Origin of the sequence: Microcoleus sp. B9-D4, assembly GCF_036705105.1 — a bacterium.
GTDB lineage: Bacteria > Cyanobacteriota > Cyanobacteriia > Cyanobacteriales > Microcoleaceae > Microcoleus.
The window spans coordinates 1-25119 of sequence record NZ_JAUBTS010000035.1 but is presented as its reverse complement, the minus strand read 5'-3'; the positions used below and the strand labels follow the sequence as shown (position 1 = coordinate 25119).

Below are 25119 nucleotides of genomic sequence, written 5' to 3'. Positions count from 1 at the left end.
GCGGGAAGTTATTCCCAGCGACCGATGAAAATTGTTGGGAAAAAATGACTAAATGTGATTGATGGCAGAGCATAAATTCTGTGGTTGTGTAAAAGTAGTATATTTTTCAGGAGAAAAAAAATGGCTTTAGGTCAACACAAGCGAGCTGTAGGAGCATTTTCTAATTACCGAGATACGGAACTAGCCCTGATGGAGCTGCAAAGTACCGGGTTTCCGATGAATAAAGTTTCGGTAGTTGGCGAAAATCTCGATCGCAACGAAATTGCTGGCGCTAGCACTGGTACTGGTAAGGGTACCGACGACAAAGTGGGCGGCGGCGCCAAAGCAGGGGCGACAGCGGGAGTCGTGACGGGCGGTTTGATTGGTTTACTCGGAAGCATTGGAGCGCTGGCGATTCCGGGAGTTGGCCCGGTGATGGCGGGGGGCGCGATCGCAACTCTGCTGGCAGATACTGTAATTGGAGGCGCGATTGGCGCAGCAGCAGGCGGTTTGGTCGGCGGTTTGGTCGGCTTGGGAGTTCCCGAAGCCAAAGCTAAAGTTTATAACGATCGCGTCTCGCGCGGAGAATATTTGGTATTCGTAGAAGGAACAGATGCCGAACTTGCCACAGCCGAAGGAATTATGACTGTGCGGGGCATTCAGGATTGGGGCATTTACGATGTGCCTGCAGACACCGGCCGCAGAGCTTCGGGTCGCCACAAGCGCGCCGTGGGAGTATTTTCAAGCCGCCGCGAGACGGAACACGCACTGGGAGAACTGAGAACTGCCGGTTTCGACATGAATCGGGTTTCGGTCATCGCTAAGGATGCTGAGTCTAAAGGCGACATCGCAGGCATTGACGTGCACGACAGCGCGGACAACAAATCCGATGAAGGGGCCACAAAGGGCGCACTCACAGGTGGTACTTTGGGCGGTTTGACAGGCTTGTTGGTAGGTCTGGGTCTAGTGGCAATTCCGGGAATCGGGCCGATTATGCTGGCAGGAGCCTCAGCTACGGCGATCGCCACTACACTAGCCGGTACGGCTTTGGGTGCGGCAGCAGGCGGCTTGATCGGAGCTTTAGTGGGTATGGGAATTCCCGAAGAGGAAGCTAAAGCATACAACGATCGCGTGGCGAGAGGAGATTACTTGGTACTGGTTGACGGCAGCGAAGCAGAAGTCGCTAAAGCTGAAACCATTTTGAGCCGCGGAGGTATTCAACATTGGAACACCTACGACTATAATCCCAGCGTCGATACTGCTCGGGCTGATTACGGCGCTCCTGGCACTCCAGGGGTTGATACTACGCCTGGTATTTACGATCCCAATCAGGGCCTTACCGGCAACCGTCGGGTTTAATAATTAAGACTTTGTTTGGGTATTGTTTCTACTTCCTGCAGGGTAGTCGCCCTCGCGCACTCGGATTGTAGAAAGTGATCCAACCAACACCGGCGAGCTAGCGGTTTGACGCTTCGTCGGTAAAATTATCTCAAAAGTCGGCTTTTTCTCTGAAAGCCGGCTTTTGTTTTGTTCTGGAAACTTAAAAACGCCCCCTGTCAAAAGTTTAATTTTGATTAGGGGCTCAATCCGTGAGCTGGGCTTTGCGCCGGAGGATCGATCGGCTCCCTTAATTTTTATACCCTAAATCGGCAGTGTTTTTTTACTCTGTAACACTCACTACAGCTCGATTGCCAACCCCGCAGTATTATCAAATTTGATGACATAAATTACAGCAGATATTGCCCAGTTAGTCAAAGAGCGACTATCTTTAATTATGGGGTGGGTAATTTCACCAACTTATACAGGTGAAGTAGCCCGTCCCGCGCGCCCAGAAAGGCCTGCGGTGGTCGGCAAATATTAGAATAGTAATAATTGTCGGAGCCTTCGGGCAAGACTTAGGCTGGTCATTAGTTGGCTGTAGCAGCCGAATTGCCGTTGGCAAGACCTGCTACAGGAATACAGTTTTTCTGGGAATGCCTCAGCGAAACATTTGAGAAGCCCAGGAACAGCTTTTATGTCCGAGCGCGTCTGGTGTCGGGTGTTCTGTTAATTAGAACCGCAAGCGCTCATGGATCGAGTAAAGATTGACAGCAAGCACAGCAGCGCGGGAGCACAATGGCTCGCGGCGTCTTTTTTCGCGAAATCTCAGGCTCAGGGCAGCGTATTTTTTGCTTTGCCTGCGACTCGCTCAGCACTCCGAGGGAAACAGCCTTCCTGTTGGATTTCACTGGCGCGCAGCGCAGTGGGGGGAGGTGAAACTAGCTGAGCTGACCGGGCTCTGCTTTCATGGGCGATCGAAGATAGAAGGCACTTATGTAGAAGGCCTTTGGGGTTGAAGCTCCGATATCTTGTTTCTTGATTGCACTCATAAATTCGATCGCCAGTACCAGCAATTTTTCCGGTCAGAATGCGGCGCGGATGCCGCCAGCAATACCCCCAATATTGGATCGACCTTGAAAAGAGCGATCGACAACTTCTCGGTATTTGGGTAAATGGTTAGCAGTTAATAGTTAGTGATTAGCAGTTAGTATAAATACAACTAACAATTAACACCTAACATCAACCGCCAACTAATTACTAGCCAAATAAGACTTACAGGGCTTACACGCGGCGAGAAACTCGGTTTCTTCATCCCTTCCGCGCTGGCAAACCTCAGATTTTACCATAACCCGGTTTCTTTTCGTAAGTTATAACTAGGTTAGCAGGGTGATGGTAGAAATCAATCAGTTTTGAGAATTGTTAATGTGGCAGTATTGGTTGAAAAAACTTACTGGCCAACAGGATAGTACAAAGTTTCACACAACATAGAACATCGAGAAATTAAGGAAACTCACTCAATTTTTTTATGAATTTCACTGAACTTTTAAGTGCCGATGAACTTTTAATTAGACATAGAAACGGGGAACGAGATTTTCGAGGTACTAACCTCATTGCAGCTCATTTGAGTGAAGCTAATCTCAGTCGAACAAATTTGAGCAACGCTAATTTGAAAGGTGCCAACTTAATTAGAAGCAAACTGATTGGAGCTAATTTAAACGCCGCCGACTTGAGCGGGGCTAATTTGTCTAAGGCGAAATTAATTGAAGCTAACCTGGGGAGTTCTAGTTTAACTGGAACTGTGGCGATCGCCGCAGATTTTAGCGGAGCAAATCTCAGCGGAGCAATATTGTCTCAGGCTGACTTGAGCAAAGCTGTAATGACGGGAGCGAGTTTAGTAGGAGCTTGTTTGCTAAGCGGCTCAAAACTAACTGAGGCTAATTTGAGCGGGGCGACGCTGAGCCGAGCAATTATGAGCGGCGTTGATTTAAGCAGAGCAAATCTGACGAGAGCGATTCTCAGCGAGGTAGATTTGAACGGGGCGAACCTGAGCGGAGCAACTTTAACGCGGGCTTATCTCAATCGCGGAAATCTCAGCGGCGTCAATTTGGTTGGGGCTTGTTTGAGCGAAGCAAGTCTGCGGGAGGCTTCTATTTGCGCTGCTAATTTGAGCGGTGCTGACTTGAGCGGTGCTGACTTGCAATCGGCCAATCTAAATGGCTCTAATTTGAGCGGTGCCGACTTGCAGGGAGCTAATTTGAGTAAAGCTAATTTAAATGGTTTGATTCTGCACAATGCTGATTTGAGGGCTGCGAATTTGAACAAAGCTTCTTTGCGGGGAGCTAACTTGAGCGGTGCGAATTTGGCAGGTGCTAGCTTGCTGGAAGCGGATTTGCGGGGGGCGAATTTGAGTCACGCCAATTTGTCGGGAGCGGGTTTGCTGCTGAGTTCTCTGACAGGGGCGAATTTGACAGGAACTAATTTGTCGGAGGCTAATTTGATTGGGGCGAGCTTGAATGTTGATAATTTGAATGAAGCAGCTTTGGGCGGGGCGATTTTGCCGAATGGAGCTACTCACAGCCGGGATTGATAAGTTCATTAAGGGAAAATAATTTTGAGTTTTAAGTTAAATAATCTTTAATTTAAAACTCAAAACTTTTCGAGCTTCAGCCCCAACGCCAACTTCTTCAACCGGATTCGCGGTATCAACCCTACTCTCAACCGCAATTCTGTCCCCGTGCAGTTCCCCAAGTTGACGCGCGATCGCCAGCCCCAATCCCAAACCCCCCAAATTTACGACTTATGGCTCCATCCTCCTAATCTTCATCTTTCTTTGTGAAACATACTTGCAAAATTTTTGACACCGTGCTATGGTTAAAAGGTTTGAGACTTAAAAATCAATAGAGGTAAAACCCCGCAGAATGAAACAATTGGGAACCCATCTGGTCGCTGATGCTTGGCAGTCTCCGGGAGACCTGCTCAACGATCCTGAACGTATCCGCCGCGCTATTCTCGATGCGATCGAAGCCGGAGGAGCTACTCTCATCGATTTGTGCGTACACCAGTTTAGTCCTCACGGAGTGACAGCTACTGCTACTTTGGCAGAGTCTCATATAGCAATCCATACTTGGCCTGAACACGGTTATTTTGCTGCAGACTTATTTTTCTGCGGGGCCGGCGACCCTCACCGAGCCATGAAGGTGCTACAGACAGCTTTGGAAGCTAAACAGGTAAAACTCACTGAGTTCACGCGCGGTTTCGAGCCCGGGGTGGGCATCCTAGAATCTGCTTGTGAAGAGCAGTATGCGCCTCGTACAGTAGAAACGAGTGCCGCCAGAGTATAAGGGCCAATTAGCGTAACTTTCAACATTTTATGCTAGGTTCTGCTTAAAATCCCACGGATCGAACCGTGGGATTCTTGTTGGAATTTACTTTTTCATTAATAAAGGGCGGACAACTAAATAACCTGCACCGAAAGCTGCAATCACAATCAGAAAAATTGCGATCGCCAACCACAATCCGCTTAAATCTGAGGTTTTTTTGAGTTGCGATCGCACACGGTAAGGAGTTTCCGGCACCTCTGTAAATAATTTTTCGGGAAGTGGCTGCGGCATCGAGGTGGCTGTTGGTTCCGGTTCCGGTAGTGGGAAGGGGAAAGCCACTGTCTGAGGTGGTTGAGGTATGGCAGAGTTAGTCTGCGAGGTTACAGGTGGTGGGGGCGGAGGTTCAATGCTGAAATTGAATTTGACTGACGGCATTTGAGGCATCCCTGTCTGGGTGATGCTCTGAGCCGAGTTGACTACTTGCTGTAACTGTTGGGATACTTGAACTACTGTTTCTACTTCTCGCCGCAGTTGTTGATTTTGTTGGACTAATTGCTGGTTGTGGGTTTTGAGGGAGTCCACCATAGCTTGGGCTGCTTGCAGCTCTGCCGTGACTTCTCGATAGAGGGAAATTGGTACTGATGGAGAGTAACTATTTGAGTTTTCAGGGGAAGTATTGTCAGATAAGGTAGTATTTTGCATAATTGTAGATGGCGAGGGTGAACTTGTTTTAGTTTAGCCTGAGAGTATTTGCAATTAGATCGATCGCAACACAATTCGTCAAGATATTTGTTACAGATATTGAACGTAAAATTAATTTAATGTTACAAGTTTTTAGTCGATCGCTATGAACAACCACGCACCCGAACAAACTATGTCGCAAAAGTCAAGCACCGAAGAAATGAAATACGGCGAACGCCAGATTTTGGAAGGGGAGTTAATTACTTTTCCGAATCCGCGAGTCGGGCGGCGCTACTCGATTAACATTACGTTGCCAGAGTTTACTTGCAAGTGTCCGTTTTCTGGCTATCCCGATTTTGCGACAATTCACGTTACTTATGTGCCAGACGAGCGGGTGGTAGAGTTAAAGGCGCTGAAACTGTACGTCAACAGTTATCGCGATCGCTACATTTCTCACGAAGAATCGATCAATCAAATTTTAGACGATTTTGTCGCAGCTTGCGCGCCGCTGGAAGCTACGATTAAGGGCGATTTTTCCCCACGGGGGAACGTCCACACCGTGATTGAGGTGTCGCACCAGAAGTAGGTGCAGTCCCTGTGAGTGTCCGCCCGCTTGAACTGCTTTAGCGGGTAGGTATCTCATCGGAGAGAGATTCTAATGACATAAATTGTTTGACATTTAATATTTCAATCAACACCAGTTCTCCGCTGCTAGAATAGTGCAGAATCATGTTTCCTTCATCTTCGGCATAGGCGAGCGGGCAATCGGAAATTTCGATCAGCATCGCATCTACATCAGGGCTATATCTAATCTTTTTCATATCTTGACATCTTACCAGGATAAGCAGTAATTACTAAAATTTTATCATCATATTCTTGGTAAACTACTCTTAGGACAAGTCCATTCAATCTCTGTTGACAAATAAACTTTCCTTCACCACTTGCTTCTAACTTATACCAATTTAATGTGAACTTGCACATATCTCGATCCCCCTAAATCCCCCTGGTTGTTGGGGAGTAGGGGTTGACTTTGAGAAGAATCTTGTCCCCCCCTTATTAAGGGGGGCTAGGGGGGATCGGATTCTATGCAACCTCATAAAAAATTGGTATTACTAGGGGTTCTGATAGTTTCCGAAATCAAATCTGTTGATATTGTAACCCCGCGACTTTCTAGAATCTCTATTTTTAGTAAGGCGTGTTGACTGAACTAAATCCTTTCTATCACATTTATTTCCTGTTTAATTATCCGTTTTTCACCTGGTGTAAGGTGCGCCTAGCGCACCCTACGGTTAGTTTTGATTCGCTAGAGAAGTCGGCGCTATTTCGCTCTTTTCTTCCTCTTGTTTCGATTCTGCCAACTTGTCCAAAATCTCCACAACTTCTCTCTCAAAAGTCACCTGAGCGCGATTAGTGCGCCCGCCGACGTATAGTTTGCCGTTTTTTTCCAAAGCCCAAATCTGCGAGTGAGACAGATAGCTCATCAGCACGCTGAGCATCAGCAACCCGAAGCCAGTATAAACGATCGGAATGCCCGGATCGGCTTTAATTTGTAATCCCGTACTGCCTACAACTTCGTCAATTGTCAGCATGACTCCATTAACTTCTACCGCCGTGCCGGCGCGAACTGTAGTTAACAATTTGCCATCCGTACCGTACACTAACATCGTTCCTTGCAAGTCTTTTGCTAGCAGAGAAACTCCCGCACTCAAATCTGGTTTTGTGGGAATCCAAGCTCCCCAAATTCGGCCTTTACCTTGGGTGTCTAACTGAGCCATTGGCAATTGTAAAACCGGGCTTTTGTTGAGGCGAACTCGCACGGCGGCTATTGCCCAATCTGCTTGATAAAATGTGACTCCCCGATATCTGAGGGGCTCGTTAACGTGAATGGTTTTGCGATCGACCTCTTGGCCTGTTTTGTCCAAAACTGACAGATCAGAGTAAAATTGGTCGATGCCGCCTTCGGGAGTATAATCAATCCAGAACCGATTAACTCGCATCGACCAATCCTTCGGTATTTGCGGCCCGGCCCAAGGCCCCGCATCCAGAATATTCTGTACCTGAAATGTTTCGCCGCTGGGAACCATTTCTTGACCTAGAAATCCCGTCATTGCGCCCCATATCGACCCAGCTAAAATAATTAGCATACTGGCGTGAACAATAATCGGGCCGATTTTGCCAATTATTCCCTTGCGGGCATAAACTTTTTCGCCTTCTCGAAATATGCGGTAGTTTTTTTGCTGCAAAAGTGGTTCTAACGAAGTTAAAGAAACTGTTTCTAATTCTGCACTGAGAGCTAATTTTTCAAACTGCTTTGGTTCTTCATAAAATTTCCAGCGGCGGGCGGCTTTTAGTGCAGGAAATTGTCGGGTAAATGTACAAGCTGTTAAGCTGCTGCCAAACAAAATTAGGATTGACAAAAACCACCAAGTGCGGTATACGTGGTCAAGTCCTGCAATTAGCACAACTTTCCAAGTTAGGAAGCCGAACAAAGCAGGGTGTTCTGGATAGTTAGATTGGTAAAAGGGTACTGATTGGCCTTGTTCGATGACAGTGCCGGAAATGCTGAAAAATGCGATCGTCAGCAGCAAGATAATGGCCAGCCGCAAATCTGCTAGCACCGGCAAGATTTCTCGCTTGAAAAACCTTTGAGGGGCAGTCGCCCAGCTTGAGAGTTTTGATAGAAACACTTCTTTGGATGTCATTGGTAATTATGAAGGAAGAAGGAAGAAGGAAGAAGGAAGAAGGAAGAGGGAAGAAGGAAGAGGGAAGAAGGAAGAAAGAGGAGGGAACAACAAAAAATGAAGAAAATCTTATTATTTTCGAGCCTGTATAATCAATTTTGAAGTCTTTCTCTTTTCTGTCTTCCTTCGTGTTCTTCGCGCCTTCGCGGTTCGTTAAAAAAAAATTAATTCACGCATTCCTTAGTGATTGCTATATCTCTAAATAAGGGCTGAAGCCCTGACTACAAGCATTACGCGGGAAGGATTCGGGAAAGCAGAGAGAAAACGCCAAATCCTACTAGCAAAACGCCGCTAACAGGCGTAATCCAACTCGACCACCGACGTAATTCTAACAACTTTTTAATGCTGGCAGTAAAAGTACCTGCTATTATTAGCGGAGCGACGTAGCCAGCAGCGTAAAACAGCAGCAACACACCACCTAAAACTGTATCTCCCGTTTTGGAAACCCAAGCTAAGAGTGTAGCTAAAACCGGAGTGCTGCAGGGAGAGGCTACTAAACCAAAAGTTAAGCCCAATAAGTACGATCGCACACCCGCCGGCAAATCTTTCGGAACCCACCCCACAGCGTCGAAAGACGGCATTTGTAAGGGTAAAGCTTCGAGTAAATTCAGCCCCATTAGAATAGCAATAATGCTGACAAGAATTGGCAAACCCAGGCCAATTTTGCCGTAAACTTGTCCGGCAAATGATGCTACAATACCTAAACCCGCAAGGGTGGTGGCTAATCCCAGGGAAAACCACGCCGACTGGGCGGCGGCTTGCAGGCGACTTTTTGCTTCGTATCCACCGATGTAGCCGATCGTGATCGGCAACATTGAAAGCATACAGGGCGTTAAGCTTGTTAGCAACCCTGCCAGAAAGATGACTCCGACGCTGACTAAACTGAGGTTTGTCAGTTGAGTATTTACTAAATTATTAGCAAATTGTGCGATTTCGTAAAGTTGAGTTTGCAGGGTTTCCATCAGTCGATTTTAGATTTTAGATTTTAGATTTTAGATTGACTCACAGCCCATCGATTTTAGATTTTAGATTTTAGATTTTAGATTATTAGATTTTAGATTTACTCCACAGCCCATCGATTTTAGATTTTAGAGAGTCTCTACAGATGAATCTGGGAGTTTAAACTAAATATCTAATTTTTTTGCTCTTCACGACTCCTGTCGGGGGCTTGTACCCCTAGGCAGGTGACTTCAGGTTCGCGGGTGTTGTGGCTTTGTTGAAAATTGTAACAGATGCGTGCAGGTTCGGTTTGAGATTTAAGATTTTAGCGATATTTACTGGTTGGGAGTTAAAAGGTCGATCGCACCCTGGTTTAAATTGATATCTTGACAGCATCCTCAACAAGCTGTTGGCAATGGGCGCAGCTTGGGAGTTAAAAGGTCGATCGCACCCTGATTTAAATTGAGATCTTGACAGCATCCTCAACAAGTTTTTGGCAACGGGCGCCGCTACACCCGATAATGCGAAATCGGCCCGAAAGCCTGTTGTTGAAATTATTCAAGCAGACTTTAATTTTACTTTAATTTAAATTAAAGCCACTTTCTTCATTAATAGACCCGTCCGGCATTATTGCCCCAGCCAGCACCGCACCTCTGAAATTTGCTCCCGTTAAAGTAGCGCCTTCTAAATTAGCATTGCTCAAATTTGTGACTTGTTTGGAACCTCGGAAAAAGAAGCTGTGCAAGTCAGCACCTGTTAAATTAGTGTCTGCCAAATTAGCATATTGCAAGTCAGCACCGTGCAGCGTCGCATCCGTTAAGTTAGCTTGGGTAAGATTGCTTCCCCAAAGTCGAGAATCTAAGACATTAGCATCTTGTAAATTGGCGCGGCTCAGATTTGCCAAAGTCAGATTAGCATCCCACAACTTCGTACCGTTGAAATTAGCTTCTGTCAAATTGGCTCGACTGAGATCCGTGCCTAAAATATCAGCATTTGCTAAATTAGCGCCGGTGAGGTCTGCGTCAGAAAGATCCGCATTTTTTAAGTTAGCACCGGACAAATTAGCGCCGGACAAATTAGCGCCGCTCAAATTGGCTTCTTGGAGATTAGCGCCCCGCAAATCGACAGCGCTCAAATCGCATTGCTTCCACAGAAAGCTGACGCACCAATTATCTTTTAATAGGTGACTCAAATCCTCCCCATTCGCGGCCATCACAGGAGGAGTTAAGTAGAGAGTGAACAGGACGATCGCCAACAATGCAGCGAAGAAAGTTTTCAACCTCATAACTTTTTTCATTGACACTAATTTGTGCCATAAATTATTGATGTCTAATCAAAGCATAGCAAATAATCGGCAACTTTCCTCAGCAATATTACTCAAAAATATTAGTAATTTGTGGAACAGGCCGGAAAGCCTGTTAAGCGAGAATGGTGCTCTGGGCGTGAGTAAAAACCGGGTTTAAGATGGCCGTGTTCGATGGACAAATCCCGATCGAATATCGCTACAAAGTAATACTTGCTGCGGGCAGTTGCGATCGCTCCCCCAGGGGCATACCTGCAAACAATCCCCGTAGGAACTGCTCAATATGGGAAGAAAGAAACCGCCCAGCTAGCCTGAAAAGCTTATAGGTAAAGGGTTGTAGACGCATTTTTTCACAATTGCGATCGTCATCACTAACTAAGCCCAACTTTCATCACACAAGTCAAGCCCCAGCATCACCAAATCTCATCAAACTTATCACGTTCCTGAGACTACGGATATCACTGTCAGTAGCTGAAGTATGGAGGAAAATAAGAGCATACAGTTGAACACCACTCCTCCCATGCCTCCTATCCCCCTTCTCCCAAGCCAATTAGTTGTCACAACTATTTTCAATTCGATCGAATCTTTGGGATTCACTAATATTGCAGGCAAAGTATTTCCGGGGGAGCAAGCTGAATCCCGACAAGAGGCAAATTTAAAAGTTAGTACCCAAAAGTTTTACACTCAGGGTTTAAAAAATCTCGAAGAACAAGACTTGCACGGCGCTATTAAAAATTTTACTGCTACAATTAACATTAATCCGCTATTCGCGTCAGCTTACAACGATCGCGGTGTGGCCCGCTACAAATTAGGCTACAAGCAATCGGCTATCGAAGATTTAACTACAGCCATCGAACTCAATCCTTACCGAGCCAAGTATTACAGCAATCGGGGGTTTATGCTGACTCGTTTAAAAGATTATACTGCGGCGATCGCGGATTATAACTCGGCACTGCTGCTCAACCCTAATGTAGCTCACTATTACTTTGACCGAGGTGCTATCCGCCTGAAAATGGAGAATTCCCTGGCAGCACTAGCTGATTTTGAGTCAGCAATTCGCCTGGATAGCGATTTTGCTAAAGCTTACTTTAACCGAGGAGTGACTAGATATAAATTGAGAGAGGTTCATGGAGCATTTGAGGATTTTCAGAAGGCTGCAGGGCTTTTTAAGCTGCAGGGGAGAATGGATTCTTATCAAGATGCGGTTTCTAAAATTAGCCAGCTATGGTATTAGTTGAATTGGGAATTGGGAATTGGGAATTGGGAATTGGGAATTGGGAATTGGGAATTGGGAATTGATAATCAGGTAAGGTGCACCGAAGAGCACCCTACACCTATAATTATGGCGTGAGTCTTGTTAAAGTTAGCCAACTCTCAAGGCGGCGTCTCCGGGGGGCAAGTTATCGACAAGGAAAGGACCAGGAGAGTTAATTGCAAAAGCAGCATTTTGAACTGCTGCGGGGACGGCATTTTGAACGACAGCCAAAGTAACTCCTCCAAATTGAATGAGTGTGTTGCTGCCAGATTGGGTGAATGAGGTGTTGGATAAACCGCTGGTTAAGCCAATACGATCGCCATCTCCCGGCCTAAAATCAAGAATTATATCGCTCGTCCCATCCAACTCCAGATTTTCACCCGTAACCAGAACAAACGTATCAGTACCGCCACCACCAGTGAGAGTATCGCTGCCAGTATCGCCAATCAAAAAATCGTTACCATCGCCGCCGATTAAAACATCGTTTCCTCTGCCGCCTCGCAAAAAGTCGTTACCAGCATCGGCATTGATAATATCGTCGCCGAGATTTCCGTTGATAATATCGTCGCCCACACCTCCGCTAATGGAGTCGTTACCTTTGCCGCCTCTGAGAAAGTCGTCACCCGCTTCGCCCGTGAGGGTATCGTTGCCTTGGCTGCCATTAATTGCATCATCCGTCGGTGAACCGAGGATCGCATTGTTGCCGCTACCTCCCACTACACCGCTGGGATTTTGCTGAGAGTCTTGGGAAGTGACTTGATAGTTATTGGTAGTGTCTGACAGTCTGAGCGCTCGCAAAGATAGATTTACGAAATTGGTACTATTGATTAAAGCGTTGAGCGCATTAACATCGCTAACTATGCTAGAAACCCGACTGGGAACGATTCCTTGAACGACTTTTGCAGTCGAAATGCGATCGCCCTGCTGCACCGCATTCACCGTTTCAAAACCTTGAATAACGTTGCCAAAAACAGCATAATTACCATCCAAAAATGGCAAATCATCCAAAGCAAAATAAAACTGCGAAGAAGCCGAATTCAAAGCATTAGAACGAGCCATTGCCACAGCCCCGCGAGTATGCTGTAACTGCGGCGTCTGGGTTACAACTTGGTTGTAAACAGGTTGCGCGGCCCCTTGTGGCTTAATTTCCAAAGGAATAAAACGCGCCTGATTGGTATCCGGGTCAATAAAACTACCCGTTCCCAATTGACTGGCTGGAATTGTCGTATCTCTGCTGCGCGGATCGCCTCCTTGCACCACAAAAGGATCTGGCTGGCGCACAACTCGGTGAAACATCACCCCGTCGTAAATGCCACGTTCAACCAAATCGACAAAATTTCCCCCAGTAATCGGGGCATTAGTGCCGTCTACTTCGATCGTAACGGGTTGACCGTTAATTATCTGGACTACTATAGCTTTGCCTGTTAACGGGAGTGCAGCGCTCATGGGTAAATTGCTATTTGAGTGAGTGATCGTTGGGTTTTAGAAGCAATCCGCGAATTGCCCTTACCCATTTAATCAGAAAACTGTAAACTTGTCTTAAGTACAGTTCTACTTCTAAAATTTATGATGTCCCGTCGCAAGTTTTTTAGCACTTTATTGGCAATTTGTCTAGTTGTTCTAAGTTTCAATTTTGCCACACCTGCATTGGCTCTCGGTGGCAAGCTTCCGGCGGTGAATCAACCAGCGCCGGATTTTAGTTTGCCGACAAACAGCGGCGACGGACAAGTCTCCCTGTCCGATTATCGCGGTAAGTGGCTGGTAGTCTATTTTTATCCGAAAGACTTTACTTCGGGATGTACGATCGAAGCGCGTCGATTTCAGCAAGACTTGCCGAAATACTTGGCAAAGAATACTCAAATTATAGGTATTAGCGCTGATGATGTCGATTCCCACGCGGAATTTTGCGATTCGGAAGGTTTGAAGTTTCCGCTGTTAGCTGATACGGATGGTAAAGTGAGTAAAGCTTACGGTTCTTGGATGAGTTTTATCTCCGCGCGACACAGTTTTATTATTGACCCTGAAGGCATTTTGCGGGAAACTTTTGTGAAGATTAATCCGGCGATTCATTCTAAAGAAGTGTTTGCCCGGTTGCAGGAATTGCAGGCTAACGGGTAATACCATTTTAGATTTTAGATTTTAGATTGGAATAATTGGGAATGACTGAGGAAGCTTGTGTGTGTAGTGAGGACTAAAATCCTCTGAAAATGCAGATGATTTTAGTCCTCACTGCAAAGGTTATCAGGTTGATTTGATCTCACATCTTGCACCATTCTCAATCAATACGCTTGGGTTAAAACTATTTATTCCGGGCGAGATCCCCCTCGCATCCCCCTGATTGTTGGGGGACGCAAGAGTAATTTCTTGTCCCACCCCCTACTCCCCTTGGGAAGGGGGGCGCCAGGGTGATCGAGCTTAACTGAACCGTATTGCATTCTCAATAATCCTTTTTTGGGTGGGCTCTCCTGCCCACCCTAGGAGAAAATCTACTCTTTGTGGAACGGGCAGGAGAGCCTGTTCTTGACAAGGGTGCAACATCTCAGTTTTACGGGAAATGATGGCTGGTAACGTGACAAGCAATATCAGAGTAAATTTAAAATCTAAAATCGCCTGTCATGCCATATTCAATGAGAATTAAACTTGCTATTGACTGCAACAGGCTCGGCAAAAGATTCAGGCTCTGAAAATTTTCTATTTCTGCTAGCCAAGCGACGTTCCGGGTCAATTCCCTCGAAGGTTGGCGGCAACCAAACTCGGACTACCAACAACACTCCCAAAACCAGCAAAAATGCGCCTGTTGATAATATTTGAACCCAGGGAGTTTCCAGAACTCCCCGCACGATCACTTCTCGCAAAACAGATACTATACAAACTTCCACAGCCACACCTATCGAAACCCGCTGCTCTTGTAAATAAATAATTAGCAGGCGAAATAATTCCACCAAAACCAATAAGAATAGAATGTCAGCAGTGACTTCCTGGAAATTCAAAGGAGGTAGCAGCGAGAAGAACATTTCTCGCAGTTCTAGCACCATGAAACAAAACAAACCAATACATAGAGAAATTACAATTAAGTCTTGGACTGTTTCCAGAGCGGTGACAATTAATTGCAGATTCAACCATTGAGGGGGGTGACTGGACGAGTTGTTTAAACGCTTTTCCATTGACAGCTCCTGCAACTTGTTTGACTTTTTTACAGCTTAATTGAACTTAGGTTAATCTTTGACAATTTACAGGTTTAATCTATTTATCAGTCTCATAAAATTTCGATTGGTTGACAATTTCACACACACTTTTATTTGCCACCCAGGTGGCTTGACATTTAGTGATACTTTATGCTATGTGGAGCCTGCAATAAGTAGCTTTGATATCTAAAAAATACAAGTCTGAATGCTGAAATGCTGCAACTGCTATAAAATATGAAAATTGTAAAGAATTATTTACCACAGCTTGATAAACTCAAGCTAGCGACTCTCGGCTTTAATCATACAAAAGCCGGAAAGTTAGCCCAAAAACCAAAAGTAATCCAGAGAGGATTGAACACAATGACATTTGAACTTGCACCATTACCCTTCGCCGCTGACGCCCTAGAGTCAGGTCATATGTCGGCCAACACTTTTTCATTCCACCACGACAAGCACCACGCTGCTTACGTGACCAATCTGAATAAACTGATTGAAGGAACTGAAATGGCGAGCAAATCCCTTGAAGAAATTGTCAAGGAATCTGCTAAAGACCCATCCAAAGCCGGCATTTTCAACAATGCAGGTCAAGTTTGGAACCACAATTTTTTCTGGAATTCCCTCGCACCGGGCGGCGGTGGCACTCCGACAGGAGCTTTAGCTGAGAAAATCAACGCCGACTTCGGCAGCTTCGACAAATTCAAAGAAGAATTCAAGACTGCTGCGACAACTCAGTTCGGTAGTGGCTGGGCTTGGCTGGTTTTGGACAACGGCACTTTGAAAGTTACCAAAACTGCTAACGCTGACACCCCCGTAGCACACGGCCAAACTCCGTTGCTGACTTTGGATGTGTGGGAACACGCTTATTATTTGGATTTCCAAAACCGCCGTCCCGACTACATTACTAATTTCTTGGATAATTTGGCTAACTGGGAGTTTGCAGCAGCAAATTTGGCTGCGGCTTAGTAGCATCTTAGTTTGAGGACTAAAGTCCTCACTACGAACCGATAAAGTTTGTAGTGAGGACTTTGGTCATGATGAATGAGAATTATGTGAACAAACTTGCTATTAGCAGACAAAAACAGCTTTCAACATTCCTTCGTCTCGGTCTGGGTGGAGTTCAAATCCGAGTTTTTTACAGAGGCTGTGCATCTTGTAGTTGCTACTGAGAATGTAGCCGACGATCGCCTCTAATTTCTCTTCCTGACCAATTTGCAACATCCGCCTCAATAATTCTGTTCCCAAACCGCGCTGCTGATAGCTATCGCTAACGATCAGGGCAAATTCCGCTTGGTTTGTGCCGTGGAGTTTGCTCAGACGCGCTACTCCCAAAATCCGGTGTTCTGAGGTTTCCGGGTCTTGACGATCGGCTACTAACACCATTTCCCGATCGTAGTCAATAAAACAAATCCGGGTCAAACGTTCGTGAGCGATGCGGTGCTTTAACTTTACCATGTGAGCGTAGCGCAAATACACGCTCTCTTCCGAAAGTTCTTTGTGGAACAGCACCATCAGCGGCTCATCTTCTGGGCGAATCGGACGGATGGTGAGGGGACGATCGCCCTCCGTTGACCATTTTTGAACGTATTGCGTAGGATAGGGGCGAATCGCGGGTGAAATGCGGTTTTCCGTTGTCTGGAGAACAACGCGGGCATCAAGAGCGATCGCACCTTCAGGAGAAACCAACAGTGGATTAATATCAATCTCGGCAATTTGAGGTTGCTCTACAATCAGTTGACTAAAACGAACTAATAACTGTTCGAGTTGTACCAGGTCAATTGCCGATCGACCGCGCACTCCTTGCAAAGCTTTATAGATGCGAGTTTGCTCCATCATCCGGCGCGCTAGGGTAGTATTTAAAGGCGGAAGTGCGAGCGATCGATCTTGAAAGACTTCCACTAATTGTCCGCCGGAACCAAACAGCATCACCGGCCCGAATTGTGGGTCGATACTGCTACCCAAAATTAGTTCGTAGCCTTCCAAATTCACCATCGGCTGCACGGTTACGCCGAGAAACGCTGCAGGATCGATCGCCCGTACCCGCTGGGCGATCGCCTCAAAAGCACTAATTACAGCCTTAGCATCGCTTAAATTTAGTTGGACGCCCCCCACCTCAGTTTTGTGAGTAATCGTCTCAGAATGGAGTTTTAGCACCACAGGATAGCCGAGGCGATCGGCAATTTCCACAGCTTCGGCCGCACTCGCTGCAATTTCTGTCGCTACGGTGGGAATGCCGTAAGCTGCCAGCAACTGTTTTGATTCGTACTCGGTTAATAAAGTGCGATTATTTTGGCGGGCGGCAGTCAAAATCTTGGCAGCAGTCGCACACCCGGAAGTCTCGATTTCGCAATCAGCGGGGAGAGATGGCGTTTCGTAGATAGCGCGCAGGTTGTAGCTGTACCGCCACATATAGTTGAATAACCTGACGGCGGTATCGGGATAAGGGAAAGTCGGAATATTTGCCTGATTGAGAATTTGCGTTCCCGCTGACACTTCCACGCCACCCATCCAGCTTGCTAATAAGGGCTTTCCGAGTTTGCTGTAAGACTTGAGTTTTTCTGCGGTTTGGGTGGGATTTGTCATCGCTTGTGGCGTCAGGATGACCAGCAATCCGTCACTATTGGGATCGGGAGCGACCACTTCTAGAGTTTTGGCGTAAAGATCGCTACTAGCATCGCCCAAAATATCGATCGGGTTGTGATGACTCCACTGAGGTGGCAAAAACTCATCAAGCTGCTGCAGCGTCTCCGGTGCCAACTCTGCCAGCGCACCGCCGTCGCTAATTAAGGCATCAGTGGCGATCGCCCCTGGGCCTCCTGCATTGGTGACGATCGATAGGCGGTTGCCCTGCGGTCGCGGTTGCTTGGCCAGAATTTCTGCCATGTCGAACAAATCGGAAATAGTATGTACCCGCAACGCGCCACAGCGGCGGAAAGCAGCGTTAAGCACGTCATCGCTGCCGGTCAAAGCTCCCGTATGGGAAGCGGCGGCTTGGGCGGCGGCGGCGGTACGTCCTACCTTGAGAATGATGATCGGTTTGTCGATCGCCACTGGGCGGGCGGCGGACAGAAACGAACGAGCATCACCCATAGATTCCATGTACAAAACGATACTGTGAGTATGGGGATCGTCCCCGAAATACTCGATCAGATCGCCCCAACCGACATCGAGCATAGAGCCGATCGATACAAAGGCGCTAAAACCGACATTTTCCCCCAAACTCCAGTCTAGGATCGAAGTACAGAGGGCGCCGCTTTGACTGATGAAAGCGACATTACCCGGACGGGCGATCGTACCTGCAAAAGTAGCATTGAGCCCAACCACAGGATTCATCACACCGAGGCAATTTGGGCCGATAATCCGCATTCCACCCAGACGCGCTTGGGCGAGAACTTGCTGTTCTAAAGCCTCCCCAGCCGCACCAATCTCTTTAAAGCCAGCAGAAACAATAATTGCCCCTTTCACCCCAGCAGCGATACATTCGCGGATCACTTGCGGCACCCCAGCAGCCGGCGTAGCAATCACCGCCAGATCCACTACTTCCGGGACGCTAGCAATGTCAGGATAAGACTTGAGCCCCAAGACGCTGTGGCGCTGGGGATTCACCGGAAAAACTGTGCCGCCAAACGGATTCCGAATCAAGTTCCACAGGAGAGTTCGTCCGACGCTTCCTTCTCTCTCTGTTGCGCCGATTACAGCCACGGAGCGAGGCCGAAAAATCCGATCGAGCGGATGACGCTGTTCTTTCCAAATATCGTGAGCCCGATCGCTCGCAGTGCTTTGATTCATTGAATTTATCTGCATAGTACCCTACTTCAATTAATCAGCAATTAATATTGCTCTGCTTTCGATAACTATCACCGAATCAAATCCGAACTCTTTTTCTGCTTTTTTTCTGCTTTTTCTTCATCTTCTTCGGGTGTTCGCGGTTCCTGAAAAAAAAAATCTCATTGCCCGTTTCCGACACGCCCGCCCTTAAACAACATTTGGGTTGTAAAAGTGTTAGTTCGGGAACCCCTTTGGTCAGAGCTTCCTCAACAATTCACGAGGATGTTCTGCCTACTATCTATCTTAATTCTTCCCACCAAATTAGCAAGTCAACTTTTGTAACAAATAGCGAACCGGGTATTTAAAATATTGAAATTAAATATATACTAGATGTAGTGGTCGAAGCAGAAAAGATCGATCGCTAATAAAAAATTGAGGTGAAAGCAAGCTATGTTTGCAGAATGGCACGGCTTTACTGAAGGCAACTGGACAACGGAAGTCAACGTCAGAGACTTCATCCAAAAGAATTACACCCCCTACGAAGGGAATGCAGAATTTCTCACAGCACCAACCGAAAAAACCCAGCAGCTTTGGCAAAAAGTTCTGGAATTAATGAAGCAAGAGCGCGAAAAAAGTGTATTGGATGTTGATACAAAAGTTCCCACATCGATCACGGCTCATGCAGCAGGATACATCGATCGCGACTTAGAACAAATAGTAGGTTTGCAAACCGATCGACCTTTGAAACGCGCGATTATGCCCTTGGGCGGGATTCGCGTTGTCAAGGCAGGTTTAGAAGCTTACGGCTATCAGCTCGATCGGCAAACTGAAGAAATATTTACGAAATATCGCAAAACTCATAACGATGGCGTATTCGATGTTTACACGCGCTCGATGCGTCTGGCGAGACGTTCTGGTATCATCACAGGTTTGCCAGATGCCTATGGACGCGGGCGGATAATTGGTGACTATCGGCGCGTTGCTTTGTACGGTGTCGATCGCCTAATTGAGGATAAAAAAACACAGCAAGAATCACTCGAACTAGAGGTGATGGACGAGGCAACAATTCGTTTGCGCGAAGAGTTATCCGAGCAAATTCGGGCATTGTTTGAGTTAAAAGAAATGGCGGCTAGCTACGGCTTTGATATTAGCCGTCCGGCAGCAAATGCACGAGAAGCTGTCCAGTGGCTGTATTTTGGCTACTTGGGAGCAGTGAAAGAACAAAACGGGGCAGCGATGTCTCTCGGCCGCGTATCGACGTTTTTAGACATTTATTTCGAGCGCGATTTACAAAGTGGCGCGAGTTCCGAAGTGGAATTGCAAGAACTGATCGACCATTTTGTAATGAAACTCCGCATCGTGCGGTTTTTGCGAACTCCCGACTATAACGCTCTGTTTTCTGGCGATCCAACTTGGGTAACAGAGGCGATCGGCGGTATCAGCGATGACGGTAGAACATTGGTAACTCGTAACAGTTTCCGATTCTTGCACACCCTGTCAAACCTCGGTACTGCACCCGAACCAAATCTCACCGTATTGTGGTCGGAAAACTTGCCGGAAAACTTCAAACTCTTCTGTGCGAAGGTATCCAGCGAGACGAGTTCGATTCAGTACGAAAACGACGATTTGATGCGTCCTCAATACGGCGATGATTACGCGATCGCCTGTTGTGTTTCCGCCATGCGAATTGGCAAGCAAATGCAGTTTTTCGGCGCGCGAGTTAACTTGGCTAAGACTTTGCTCTATGCGATTAACGGCGGTAAAGATGAGAAGTCCGGCGACCAAATCGCGCCGCAGTTCCCACCGATTACTACCGAATATCTCGATTATGACGAGGTAAGAGCGCGGTTCCACGACATGATGGCGTGGTTGGCAAAAACGTATATCAATACGTTGAATGTCATTCACTATATGCACGACAAATACTGCTACGAACGGCTGGAAATGGCATTGCACGATCGCGATGTTTACCGGACAATGGCCTGCGGAATTGCCGGATTGTCCGTGGTGACGGACTCGCTATCGGCGATTAAAAACGCTAAAGTTAAGGTGATTCGCAACGAGCAAGGTTTGGCAGTGGATTACTCGATCGAAGGAGAATATCCCAAATATGGCAATAATGACGATCGCGTAGACAGTATAGCCATCGAACTTGTGCAAAGCTTCATGAACGAAATTCGCCAGCACAAAACCTACCGTGGCGCTGTAGCGACTCAATCGGTACTCACAATTACCTCTAACGTAGTTTACGGCAAAAAAACTGGTAGCACTCCCGACGGACGTAAAGCAGGCGAACCCTTTGCTCCCGGTGCTAACCCGATGCACGGCCGAGATTCCTGTGGGGCGATCGCATCCTTATCTTCTGTAGCAAAACTGCCTTACAGTGATTGTCAAGATGGCATATCGAATACTTTTTCGATTCTACCGCAAGCCTTGGGCAGAATGGAGAGCGATCGGACTAACAACCTAGTTAGTCTTATAGACGGTTACTTCCACGATGGCGGCCATCACATCAATGTTAACGCCCTCGATCGGCAAACATTACTAGATGCGATGGAACATCCAGAAAACTATCCCCAGCTAACAATTCGCGTCTCCGGTTATGCGGTTAATTTCATCAAACTTACCCGCGAACAGCAATTAGATGTGATTAAACGGACTTTCCACGAACGCGTGTAAATCCCAGCAGAAAAAACTCGGCGATTGAAACCGCTCCTTGTCAAACGAAGTCCGAGCTGAGGGGGACTCAAGAAGCGCCTACATAATTGGTTCTGCATAAGTCTTTTTTCGTCTAGTTTCGCTGTTGAACCATGAGGCCAGATCCCCCCTAACCCCCCTTAAGAAGGGGGGAACAAGAGTATTCTTAAATTTCCCAGACTATCTGGGGATTCAAGGGGAACCGTCCACTTCTCAAAGTCAACCCCTACTCCCCTTCTTAAGGGGGATTTAGGGGGATCGAGCCTCAGCAACCAAACGAAAAATCCGCAAGTTTCCAGGCTTAAGTTACCACCGAGATTCCCTCATCCCTATTCTCAAAATCCCTACCAACAAACAGCAAATTAAATGTCTGGAATTGGTCGCATTCATTCAATCGAAACCTTTGGTACCGTAGACGGCCCCGGAATCCGGTTTATCGTCTTCACCCAAGGCTGTCCGTTACGCTGTCTGTACTGTCACAATCCCGACTGTCGCAATTCCCACGATGGTAAAGAAGTAACCGTCGATTATTTAATCGAGCAAATTACAAAATGTAAATCCTACCTGCGGAAAGGAGGCGTTACAGTCAGCGGCGGCGAACCATTGATGCAGCCGGATTTTGTCAAAGAAATCTTTACCCGCTGTCATCAAATGGGTTTGCATACAGCGCTGGACACATCAGGCTTCTGTGTTTTAGACGTTGCTAAACCGGTTCTGGAAATGACCGATCTGGTTTTGTTGGACATCAAATCCTACATTCCCGAACTCTATTACAAAGTCACCAATGTTTCCATCGAGCCTACTTTAGCAATGGCCAAATATCTCAGCGAAATTGGCAAACCGACGTGGATTCGCTTCGTTCTAGTTCCTCACCTCACCGATCACATCGAAAACGTAGAAAAATTAGCGGAGTTTATTGCCAATCTGAACAATGTGGAAAAAGTCGAAGTATTACCATTTCATAAAATGGGAGAATACAAATGGGAGCAATTAAAATTGGATTACGAACTCAAGGATACACCTCCAGCTTCACCGGAACTCGTGCAACAAACAGTTGATATTTTTCGCAGTCGCGGGGTCAATGCGATCGGAGCTAGCGGTATATAATAATTAAAAGACCGCGTACACAAGTCACCAACAATCTTGAAATTATCGCCGTTGATCTGCGGGTTCCCTACCAATCACAGAGTGAGGCAATAATTTCCCCGAAATAAACATCAGGAAAAACCACATGAAAGTTACCAATTTAGAAGAATTAGAAGTCCTAATTCAAAAAGTGAAAGCAGCCCAAGCTGAATTTGCCACCTACACTCAAGAACAAGTCGATCGCATATTCAAGCAAGTAGCTTTAGCCGCTAATGCCGCCCGCATTCCCTTAGCCAAAGCAGCAGTCAAAGAATCGGGAATGGGAGTCATCGAAGATAAGGCAATCAAAAATCATTTTGCCTCGGAAATGATTTACAACAAATATAAAAACGACAAGACTTGTGGTATCATCGAGTCCGATCGGCATTTTGGCTACGAACGCATTGCCGAACCAGTGGGATTGCTAGCAGGAATCGTTCCTGTAACTAACCCGACTTCCACCACCATCTTTAAGTCTTTAATCGTGCTCAAGACGAGAAATGGCATTATATTTTCGCCCCATCCCCGCGCCAAATCCTGCACGGCTGCGGCGGCAAAAATCCTCCTCGATGCTGCTGTAGCAGCCGGCGCACCACCGGATATTATTGGGTGGATTGATGAGCCAACTGTGCCACTTTCCCAAGCTTTGATGCAGCACCCCGATATCAAATTAATTTTGGCAACTGGCGGGCCGGGAATGGTAAAAGCGGCCTACTCTTCAGGACATCCCTCCCTCGGTGTCGGCGCAGGAAATACTCCCGCCATCATCGATGAAACCGCCCACATCCAAATGGCTGTCAGCTCAATTTTGCTGAGCAAAACTTTCGACAACGGCACGATTTGTGCTTCGGAACAATCGGTGGTTGTTGTGGATGAGGTGTACGATGCCGTGCAACTGGAATTTATCAAGCGCGGTGCTTATTTCCTGAATGCTGAAGAACGGGACAAAGTGCGCCAGGTAATCTTAATTGATGGTCGATTGAATGCCGAAATAGTCGGACAATCGGTGCAAAAAGTGGCCCAGATTGCTGGTTTTACAGTGCCGTCAAACATCAGGGTTTTGATTGGAGAAGTGGAGGCGGTTGGTAAAGAAGAACCCTTTGCTTGTGAAAAACTTTCGCCGATTCTCGCAATGTACCGCGCCAAGGACTTTACTGAAGCAGTAGACAAAGCTGAAGCGCTGATAATTTTTGGCGGACACGGACATACTTCTGTACTCTACACCGCCCCCCACAATCAGAAGCACATTCGTTATTTTGAAAGCAAACTAGAGACTTCGCGGGTGCTGATTAATACGCCTTCTTCTCAAGGTGCGATCGGCGATTTGTACAATTTCCGCCTCGATCCCTCCCTTACCCTCGGTTGCGGTAGCTGGGGCGATAATTCGATTTCTGTCAACGTGACACCCCATCACCTGCTCAATATCAAAACCGTAGCAGAACGTCGCGAGAATATGCTCTGGTTCCGCATTCCTCCCAAGATTTATTTTAAGTCGGGTTGTCTTCCTGTAGCTTTGAGGGATCTTGCAGGTAAGAAACGTGCTTTGATCGTGACGGATAAACCTTTGTTTGAATTGGGATTGACTAAGGAAGTCACAGATAGTTTGGAAGAAATCGGCATCGATCACTACACATTTTACGATGTGGAACCCGATCCTTCGCTGGCTACTGTTCGCAAAGGTTTAGAAATCTGCAATAGTTTCCATCCAGATGTGATTATTGCCTTTGGTGGTGGCTCGCCGATGGATGCTGCTAAAGTAATGTGGCTGATGTATGAGCATCCAGAAATTGAGTTTGAAGGATTGGCGATGCGGTTTATGGATATTCGCAAGCGGGTATATGAACTGCCGCCTTTGGGTTCAAAAGCCATTATGGTGGCAATTCCCACTACTTCGGGAACGGGTTCGGAAGTCACGCCTTTTGCGGTTGTTACGGATGAACGATCGGGGATTAAGTATCCGCTTGCAGATTATGCTCTGACTCCGAGTATGGCGATCGTCGATCCAGAACTTACGCTGAATATGCCCCGGAAACTGACTGCTTACGGTGGCATTGATGCGCTAACCCACGCTTTAGAAGCTTATGTTTCTGTGTTGGCTTCTGAGTATACAAATGGTTTGGCTTTAGAATCGATTCGTTTGCTGTTTAAATACCTGCCCAGCGCTTACAAAAATGGTGCTAACGATCCGAAAGCGCGGGAGAAAGTACATTATGCTGCTACGATGGCCGGGATGGCATTTGCCAACTCTTTTCTGGGGGTTTGTCACTCCGTGGCTCACCAATTAGGTGCAACTTGCCACGTCCCTCACGGTTTAGCGAATGCGCTGATGATTTCCCATGTAATTCGCTACAATGCAACGGATGTTCCGTTCAAACAAGCGATTTTTTCTCAAAACAAGTATCCTAACAGCAAGTGGCGTTATGCTCGAATTGCGGACTATCTGAATTTGGGCGGCGATACAGAAGATGAAAAAGTTGAGAAGTTGATCGCAGCGGTAGAAGCTCTCAAGCGTGAGGTAGATCTTCCTAGCACGATTCAGGAGGCGATCGCCAGTCAGGGAATGAGTGATGATTTCTTTTTTGCTCGCGTTGAGGAAATGGCCGATCGCGCTTTTGACGATCAGTGTACCGGAGCGAACCCCCGTTATCCGCTGATTGAAGATTTAAAGCAACTTCTGCTGCAAGCGTACTCTCACAGCGACACTTCTGAGGTCGATCGAGTGTTAACTTTAGTTTAATCGGCGCGGTGCTATAGATTTCTCCAGAAAAGGGGAGCATCTCAGTTTTGCAAAAAGCATTTTTTTTATTAT

At 46.7% G+C, this 25119-nt stretch carries 21 protein-coding genes; 11 read left to right on the top strand and 10 right to left on the bottom strand.

Annotation, left to right across the window (positions count from 1 at the left end; translation table 11 throughout):
- Positions 1–120 precede the first annotated feature (120 nt).
- The 3 genes from QUB24_RS20110 (at position 121) to speD (ending at position 4640) form a co-directional block, all read left to right on the top strand.
- Complete coding sequence (locus QUB24_RS20110; RefSeq protein ID WP_333154956.1) at positions 121–1338, top strand: histidine kinase; 1218 nt, start codon at positions 121–123, stop codon at positions 1336–1338.
- A gap of 1486 nt (positions 1339–2824) precedes the next feature.
- Positions 2825–3886 carry a pentapeptide repeat-containing protein gene (locus QUB24_RS20105; protein WP_333154955.1) on the top strand — a complete coding sequence of 354 codons (1062 nt, stop codon included), beginning with the start codon at positions 2825–2827 and terminating at the stop codon, positions 3884–3886.
- A gap of 331 nt (positions 3887–4217) precedes the next feature.
- Complete coding sequence (speD, locus tag QUB24_RS20100; RefSeq protein WP_333154953.1) at positions 4218–4640, top strand: adenosylmethionine decarboxylase; 423 nt, start codon at positions 4218–4220, stop codon at positions 4638–4640.
- A gap of 84 nt (positions 4641–4724) precedes the next feature.
- Here the strand turns inward: speD and QUB24_RS20095 are convergent, their stop codons facing one another.
- The gene (locus QUB24_RS20095; RefSeq protein ID WP_333154951.1) at positions 4725–5321 is read right to left on the bottom strand and encodes a hypothetical protein; all 597 of its coding nucleotides are present in this window, start codon (positions 5319–5321) and stop codon (positions 4725–4727) included.
- 145 nt (positions 5322–5466) lie between these two features.
- On the opposite strand from QUB24_RS20095, the gene queF reads away from it, so the two are divergent.
- Positions 5467–5886, top strand: a complete 420-nt coding sequence (gene queF, locus QUB24_RS20090) for a preQ(1) synthase (RefSeq protein ID WP_333154950.1) — start codon at positions 5467–5469, stop codon at positions 5884–5886.
- A gap of 37 nt (positions 5887–5923) precedes the next feature.
- Here the strand turns inward: queF and QUB24_RS20085 are convergent, their stop codons facing one another.
- Positions 5924–6121: a DUF2283 domain-containing protein gene (locus QUB24_RS20085; protein ID WP_333154949.1), complete on the bottom strand. Its 198-nt coding sequence runs from the start codon at positions 6119–6121 to the stop codon at positions 5924–5926.
- A gap of 468 nt (positions 6122–6589) precedes the next feature.
- Entirely contained in the window at positions 6590–8002 is a 1413-nt protein-coding gene (locus tag QUB24_RS20080) for a cytochrome c biogenesis protein (RefSeq protein WP_333154947.1), read from the bottom strand.
- A gap of 8 nt (positions 8003–8010) precedes the next feature.
- Between QUB24_RS20080 and QUB24_RS20075 the strand changes: the two genes are divergently transcribed.
- On the top strand, positions 8011–8133 hold the full coding sequence (locus QUB24_RS20075) for a hypothetical protein (protein ID WP_333154945.1): 123 nt from the start codon (positions 8011–8013) through the stop codon (positions 8131–8133).
- 138 nt (positions 8134–8271) lie between these two features.
- Here the strand turns inward: QUB24_RS20075 and QUB24_RS20070 are convergent, their stop codons facing one another.
- The 4 genes from QUB24_RS20070 to QUB24_RS20055 all read right to left on the bottom strand — a co-directional run bounded on the left by QUB24_RS20070 (position 8272) and on the right by QUB24_RS20055 (position 10629).
- Positions 8272–9003, bottom strand: a complete 732-nt coding sequence (locus QUB24_RS20070) for a cytochrome c biogenesis protein CcdA (RefSeq protein WP_445243929.1) — start codon at positions 9001–9003, stop codon at positions 8272–8274.
- Positions 9004–9217: 214 nt separating this feature from the next.
- Complete coding sequence (locus tag QUB24_RS20065) at positions 9218–9460, bottom strand: hypothetical protein (RefSeq protein WP_333154944.1); 243 nt, start codon at positions 9458–9460, stop codon at positions 9218–9220.
- 100 nt (positions 9461–9560) lie between these two features.
- Positions 9561–10265, bottom strand: coding sequence for a pentapeptide repeat-containing protein (locus QUB24_RS20060; RefSeq protein WP_333154942.1), 705 nt, complete (start codon positions 10263–10265; stop codon positions 9561–9563).
- A 217-nt stretch (positions 10266–10482) separates the two neighbouring features.
- Positions 10483–10629: a hypothetical protein gene (locus QUB24_RS20055; protein WP_333154941.1), complete on the bottom strand. Its 147-nt coding sequence runs from the start codon at positions 10627–10629 to the stop codon at positions 10483–10485.
- A 132-nt stretch (positions 10630–10761) separates the two neighbouring features.
- On the opposite strand from QUB24_RS20055, the gene QUB24_RS20050 reads away from it, so the two are divergent.
- On the top strand, positions 10762–11517 hold the full coding sequence (locus QUB24_RS20050; protein WP_333154940.1) for a tetratricopeptide repeat protein: 756 nt from the start codon (positions 10762–10764) through the stop codon (positions 11515–11517).
- A 129-nt stretch (positions 11518–11646) separates the two neighbouring features.
- Here the strand turns inward: QUB24_RS20050 and QUB24_RS20045 are convergent, their stop codons facing one another.
- Complete coding sequence (locus QUB24_RS20045) at positions 11647–12984, bottom strand: peptidylprolyl isomerase (RefSeq protein ID WP_333154939.1); 1338 nt, start codon at positions 12982–12984, stop codon at positions 11647–11649.
- 120 nt (positions 12985–13104) lie between these two features.
- Between QUB24_RS20045 and QUB24_RS20040 the strand changes: the two genes are divergently transcribed.
- Complete coding sequence (locus QUB24_RS20040; RefSeq protein WP_333154938.1) at positions 13105–13656, top strand: peroxiredoxin; 552 nt, start codon at positions 13105–13107, stop codon at positions 13654–13656.
- Positions 13657–14162: 506 nt separating this feature from the next.
- Here the strand turns inward: QUB24_RS20040 and QUB24_RS20035 are convergent.
- On the bottom strand, positions 14163–14702 hold the full coding sequence (locus tag QUB24_RS20035) for a phosphate-starvation-inducible PsiE family protein (protein ID WP_333154937.1): 540 nt from the start codon (positions 14700–14702) through the stop codon (positions 14163–14165).
- Positions 14703–15083: 381 nt separating this feature from the next.
- On the opposite strand from QUB24_RS20035, the gene QUB24_RS20030 reads away from it, so the two are divergent.
- A complete protein-coding gene (locus tag QUB24_RS20030) occupies positions 15084–15686 on the top strand; it encodes a superoxide dismutase (protein ID WP_333155012.1) in 603 nt (200 codons plus the stop codon).
- Positions 15687–15788: 102 nt separating this feature from the next.
- Here the strand turns inward: QUB24_RS20030 and QUB24_RS20025 are convergent, their stop codons facing one another.
- Complete coding sequence (locus QUB24_RS20025; RefSeq protein WP_333154936.1) at positions 15789–18509, bottom strand: bifunctional acetate--CoA ligase family protein/GNAT family N-acetyltransferase; 2721 nt, start codon at positions 18507–18509, stop codon at positions 15789–15791.
- Positions 18510–18938: 429 nt separating this feature from the next.
- On the opposite strand from QUB24_RS20025, the gene pflB reads away from it, so the two are divergent.
- The 3 genes from pflB (at position 18939) to adhE (ending at position 25047) form a co-directional block, all read left to right on the top strand.
- Entirely contained in the window at positions 18939–21167 is a 2229-nt protein-coding gene (gene pflB / locus QUB24_RS20020; RefSeq protein ID WP_333154935.1) for a formate C-acetyltransferase, read from the top strand.
- Positions 21168–21551: 384 nt separating this feature from the next.
- Positions 21552–22292: a pyruvate formate-lyase-activating protein gene (pflA, locus tag QUB24_RS20015; RefSeq protein WP_333154933.1), complete on the top strand. Its 741-nt coding sequence runs from the start codon at positions 21552–21554 to the stop codon at positions 22290–22292.
- Between the two features lie 124 nt (positions 22293–22416).
- Positions 22417–25047 (top strand): bifunctional acetaldehyde-CoA/alcohol dehydrogenase, encoded by a 2631-nt coding sequence (adhE, locus tag QUB24_RS20010; protein WP_333154931.1) that lies wholly within the window; start codon positions 22417–22419, stop codon positions 25045–25047.
- Positions 25048–25119 lie beyond the last annotated feature (72 nt).